The 5571-nt window shown below is 69.0% G+C and carries 4 protein-coding genes; all 4 read left to right on the forward strand.

The annotated features are described in order from the left end of the window. Window positions 1–248: 248 nt before the first annotated feature. The 4 genes from U9980_RS20740 (at window position 249) to U9980_RS20755 (ending at window position 5393) form a co-directional block, all read left to right on the forward strand. Window positions 249–1529: an ABC transporter substrate-binding protein gene (locus tag U9980_RS20740; protein ID WP_322769447.1), complete on the forward strand. Its 1281-nt coding sequence runs from the start codon at window positions 249–251 to the stop codon at window positions 1527–1529. A gap of 77 nt (window positions 1530–1606) precedes the next feature. Next, a complete protein-coding gene (locus tag U9980_RS20745) occupies window positions 1607–3727 on the forward strand; it encodes an ABC transporter permease (protein WP_322769448.1) in 2121 nt (706 codons plus the stop codon). Then, complete coding sequence (locus U9980_RS20750; RefSeq protein ID WP_322769449.1) at window positions 3724–4599, forward strand: ABC transporter ATP-binding protein; 876 nt, start codon at window positions 3724–3726, stop codon at window positions 4597–4599. Before U9980_RS20745 ends, U9980_RS20750 begins: the two co-directional genes overlap by 4 nt. Continuing rightward, window positions 4596–5393, forward strand: coding sequence for an ABC transporter ATP-binding protein (locus tag U9980_RS20755; protein WP_322769450.1), 798 nt, complete (start codon window positions 4596–4598; stop codon window positions 5391–5393). The genes U9980_RS20750 and U9980_RS20755 overlap by 4 nt, the downstream gene beginning before the upstream one ends. Window positions 5394–5571 lie beyond the last annotated feature (178 nt).

Below are 5571 nucleotides of genomic sequence, written 5' to 3' on the forward strand. Positions count from 1 at the left end.
GAGTAGTGCTGAGTAGTGCCGCGGACACGGAACGCGGCGCAGCGCCAGCGTGACAGATGACACGCGATGCTCGTTCTATTGCATTCAATTTTCTTCTTTACATGAAGAACGCGGCGCTGCTAGCGTCCCGCCCGCACACATGTGACGCAGCTCTCCTGCGTCGGTCCGTCACGTCGTCGCCGACCGATCGGCCCGCCAGCGAGCGGTTCACAGCGCCAGGGTGTCGACCGAACCTGAAGGGAACGCCCGTGATCACCCGCCATTTACCCATCCGCGTGAGCATCGCGGTCACCGTCGTAGCCATCGCGCTGGCAGCGTGTGGCAGCTCCGACCCGGCCAGCTCCACATCGTCGCCGACCGGTGCGACCGCCGGTAACACGGCTGGCGCAGCCAATGCGGGTCGGGCGGGCAACGCTGCCAACGCCAGCCTCGCGCCGGTCACGATCGGCCTGATCAACCAGCAGGGTGCCGAGGTCGGCTATCCGGACCTGACCGATGGGGCCACTGTGGCGGTGACCTATGTGAACGCGGAACTCGGCGGCATAGGCGGCCACCCGCTCAAACTCGCCACCTGCTTCACCGACGGCACTCCGGCCAAGGGGCAGAGCTGCGCCCAGCAGTTCCTCAACGACAGCTCGATCAACATGGTCAGTACCGGCACGCTCTCCGCCGGTGACGGCCCGATCTGGACCACGCTCGCCGGCAAAAAGCCGATCATCGGCGGTTTCCCCGCAACCCAGGCCGCGTTCAATGCCAGCGACGCCTACTTCTTCGCCTCCGGCTCACCCGGCGTGCTGTCCGGCATGGCCAGCTTCACTCTCAAGAAGGTCCCGCAGGCCAAGAAAGTCGCCGCGGTGTACGTCGACCTACCCAGCCTGAAGAGCGCGATCGAGGGTCTGATCAAGCCCCGGTTCGACGCTGCCGGGGTCAGCCTCTCCGAGGTGCCGATCGGCATCACCGCCACCGACGCGGTCGCTCCCCTGACCGCGGCCGGGGCGGACAAGGCCGACGTCGTGATGGTGCTCGGCGCCGGGTCGACCTGCATCCAGGTCGCCAACGCACTGCAGCAACTCAACGTGAACAAGCCCGTCATCGGGGTCGGCAACTGCCAGGGTCCGGACGTGCGCAAAGCCGCGGCCAGCGCCATCGACGGCTGGTACATCGTCCAGGTGGGGGCTGACCCGGCGGACACCGCCAACGCCGACGTCCGCGACACCCTCGCCGCGTTCGACCACTACGGGAAGGACAAGAACAGCGGGGCCTTCTCGGTTCCGGAGTTCGGCCAGGTCGTCGCGATCGCCAAGATTCTGCAGGGCGTCGGCTACGACGCGCTGTCTGCGGACACGATCCGCGCCGCTGTCACGGCCTTCCGAGGTCCCGTGCCGATCGTGGCACCGCAGGTCCAGTGCGGTTCGATCACCGGATTCCCTTCGCTGTGTGACGCGCTGGTACGCGTCTACCAGGTACAGGGCAAGTCGGTCATCGACGCGACGGGCGGCCAGTACCTCAACGGCCTGGCCCGAGACTGACACCGGTCCGGCTGGCCGGTGGCCGCCCGCTATCGGCCAGCCACGCACGTACCGCGAAGTGACCGAAGGGCGACCCGTTGAGCCAGATCCTCCTGTTTCTTGTCCTCGGCCTCGGTGAAGGCGCGCTCATCGGCGCGATCGCGCTCGCTGTCGTGCTCACCTACCGCGGTTCCGGGACGGTGAACGTCGCCACCGGTGCGATGGCGATGTACACCGCGTACCTCTACACCGACCTGCGGGTGAACGGCGCGTGGTTCGTGCCGCCGCTACCGAATCCACTCGCCCTCGTTGAAGGCATCGCCGGCTGGTTCGGCGCGAACTGGGACCTGCCGAACTGGCCGACGTCGATCAGCGTCGGCGGCCCGATGTCGTTCTGGCCGGCGACACTACTGTCGTTGGGGACGGCGGCGGCGTTGGGCTACCTGTTCCACCGCTGGGTCTTCCGGCCGTTGTCCTCGGCGCCGCCGCTGGCGAAGGTCATCGCCTCGGTCGGCGTGATGCTCACTCTTGAAGCCGTTGTGGTGCGCCGGTTCGGCGGCGACATCGGGCCGAGCGTGCCCAGGGTACTGCCCACCGGGACAACACATCTGTTCGGTGCACGGGTGCCCTACGACCGGCTCGTCCTGGCGGGCCTGACCCTGCTGGCCGCCACCGTGCTGTGGGCGGCCTTCCGGTTCACCCGGTTCGGCCTGGCGACCCGGGCCGCGGCCGGCAACGAGAAGGGGGCGCTGCTGCTGGGCATCTCCCCGTCCCGGCAGGCGGGCGCAACCTGGGTGATCGGCACGGTACTCGCCGGGACGATCGGCATCCTGCTGCGCGGCCTCCTGCCATTGGAGCCCACCGTACTCACCCTCGCCGTCATCCCCGCGCTCGGCGCGGCGCTCGCCGGGGACTTCACCTCCTTCGGGGTGGCCGCGCTGGCCGGTCTCGGCTTCGGGATGTCACGTTCGCTGGTCACCTTCATGGAGACCAGGACGTGGTGGCCGCATGTCAGTGGGCAGCCCCTGCCCGGGGTGCGGGAGGCGCTGCCATTCGTGGTCATCGTCGGGATCATGTTCGTGCGTGGCCGGAGCCTGCCGGTACGCGGTTCGGCGGCCCTCGCCCGACTGCCCTTCTCGCCCACTCCACGCGGTGCGGTGCCCCGGGCAACCGTCGCAGCCGCTGTCACCGCCATCGCCCTGTGCACGCTGAGCTTCGGCTGGCGGGGGGCCATCATCAACAGTCTCATCGGTGTCCTGCTGTCACTGTCGCTGGTGCTGCTGGTCGGCTTCGTCGGCCAGATCTCGTTGGGCCAGATGGCGATCGCCGGAGTCGCCGGTTTCGCGGTCAGCAAACTCGCCGATGGGGCGGGCATCCCGTTCCCGATCGCCCCACTGCTGGCCGCGCTGGTCGCCGCGGTCTTCGGAGCCGCCGCCGCGGTACCGGCGCTACGCGTACGCGGCGTGAACCTGGCAGTGGTGACGCTGGCGGCCGCCGTCGCCATCGAGGAGCTGGTGTTCAAGAACGACTGGGTGGAGGGCAAGGGCGGCGCAGGCGCGCCGGTAAGCTCGCCGGCCCTGTTCGGCCTGCGCTTCGGCCCCAACGATCCGTTCTTTCTCGGTGACGGGAAGCTGCCCAGCGCCGGATTCGGGTTGGCCCTGCTGGTCATCGTGGTGCTGTTCGGCCTCGCCGTGTCCAACCTGCGGCGCGGTACGTCGGGCCTGCGCATGCTCGCCGTCCGCGGCAACGAGCGGGCGGCAGCCGCCGCCGGGGTGAACGTGGCGGCGACGAAAATCCTGGCCTTCGGGCTGTCGTCCTTCATTGCGGGACTCGCCGGAGCAATGATCGGTTACCAGTACGGTTCGCTGACCGCGCCCACCTTCGACGTCTTCACCTCGCTCACCGTTCTGGCCTTCGCCTACCTTGGTGGTATCACCAGCGTGAGCGGTGCTGTGATCGGCGGGTTACTGGCCACCGGTGGGGTCGCTTTCTATACGACGCAGACCGTCTTCGGGGTCGGCAGCGAGTTCTCGCTGCTGATCGGCGGCATCGGTCTGGTGCTGACCGCCGTCGGGAACCCGGAGGGAATCGCCGGAGCCCTGCGTGACACCGCCCGGACAGCCGACGGCCTGCTGCGCCGGCATCGGCCCGCGGCTGGACCCCGGACGCGAGCTCGGACGCGGCCGGCTGGCGATGCGGTCGTGGGAGGTGCCAAGTGACCCGATCGACCAGCGGGATCAGCCATTCGGCGCTGACAGTCGATGGGCTGACCGTGCGGTACGGGGGTCTCACCGCCGTGGACGGTGTGAGCCTGACCGTCGAACCCGGCAGGCTGGTCGGTCTGATCGGGCCGAACGGAGCCGGCAAGACCACCCTCCTGGATGCCCTGACCGGCTTCACACCGATCAGCGGCGGCATCGTGCGGTTCGGTGGGACCCGCCTGGACCGGATGGCAGCGCACCGGCGCGCGCGGTCCGGTCTCGGCCGCACCTGGCAGTCGGTGGAACTGTTCGACGAGCTGACGGTCGCGGAGAACCTGCGGGTCGCGGCCGAGCCCGCCCGCTGGTGGTCGTTTCTCGCCGACGCGGTACGCCCGGCCCGCCGCCAAGCGGACGCCGTCGCCGAGGCGCTGGCCGCGTTCGACCTCGGGTCGGTCGCTGACCGGCTGCCCACCGAGCTTTCGCACGGGCAGCGCAAACTCGTCGGAGTCGCGCGGGCGCTGGCCACCCGGCCGGTTCTGGTCTGCCTGGACGAGCCGGCCGCCGGACTCGACACCGGCGAGAGCGCCCGGCTCGGCACGCAACTGCGGCGGCTGGCTGACGCCGGCCTGGGCATGTTGCTGGTCGACCACGACATGGGCCTCGTGCTCGGCACCTGCGACCTAGTCTACGTACTGGAATTCGGAAAGATCATCGCTCGGGGCACGCCGGAAGAGATCCGCTCGGATGAGCGCGTGATCACAGCGTATCTCGGCACCCGATCCAGCCCGGAGGCCGGTACCGACCGGGACGCCGGGCAGCCGGCCGGCTCGATCGAGCTGACCGATATAGCCAGCATGACCACTATGACCGAAAGCGGAGGGACGCCGTGACCGACGCCCTGCTTGACATCCGCCGTCTCGACGCCGGGTACCTCGGCATCCCGGTGGTGCACGGCCTCGACTTACGGGTCAACGCCGGTGAGATCGTCGCTCTGCTGGGTCCGAACGGCGCCGGCAAGACGACCACCTTGCTGACCATATCCGGTCTGCTACCGGTCATCGGCGGGACGATCGGGTTCCAGGGCCGTTCGATCGCCGGTGCCCGCCCGGACGTCCTCGCTCGACGCGGCCTCGCGCACGTCCCCGAGGACCGGGCACTGTTCATGGACCTGACCGTTCGGGAGAACCTGCGGCTCGCCGGTGGCCGTCGGGCCGCGCACACCGAGCGTGCCCTCGCCTACTTCCCGGCCCTGACAGACCTGCTGCGCCGCCCGGCCGGGCTGCTGTCCGGCGGGGAGCAGCAGATGCTCGCGCTCGGCCGGGCGCTGGCGACCGAACCGGCACTGCTCATGATCGACGAAATGAGCCTCGGTCTGGCGCCGGTCATCGTCGAGCGTCTGCTCCCCGTGCTGCGCCGGATCGTCGACGACACCGGCTGCGGGATTCTTCTCGTCGAGCAGCACGTGCCGATGGCACTCGAGATAGCGGACCGGGGCTACGTGCTCTCCCGGGGCCGGCTGCGGGTCGAGGGCACGGCCGACGAACTCGGCCAGCGCTATGATTTCGTCACGTCCAGCTATCTGGGCGAGGCTCCCGGCCCGGCCGGTGACCAGCCCTGCGCTGACAACGCCGGCACAGATCCGGCGCTCGTGGATACCCGATGCGCATCCGCCGGCCTTGAGTAGGCGCCCCGCCGTCGGCGCCACCCGGTCGACCCGATTGTCCACAAAGCGCACCAAGCTCTGCGCCAAAAGGTGGCACTCATGTCACGGAAACGTTCCATCGGTGCTGGCTGGTTAAAATGAACGCGCGCGCACGCATATTAATGGTGATCGATACCGAAATCAAGGGTCGATGTTCGAC

Source organism: Protofrankia sp. Cr1 (assembly GCF_963555865.1).
In the GTDB taxonomy this organism is placed as follows: domain Bacteria; phylum Actinomycetota; class Actinomycetes; order Frankiales; family Frankiaceae; genus Protofrankia.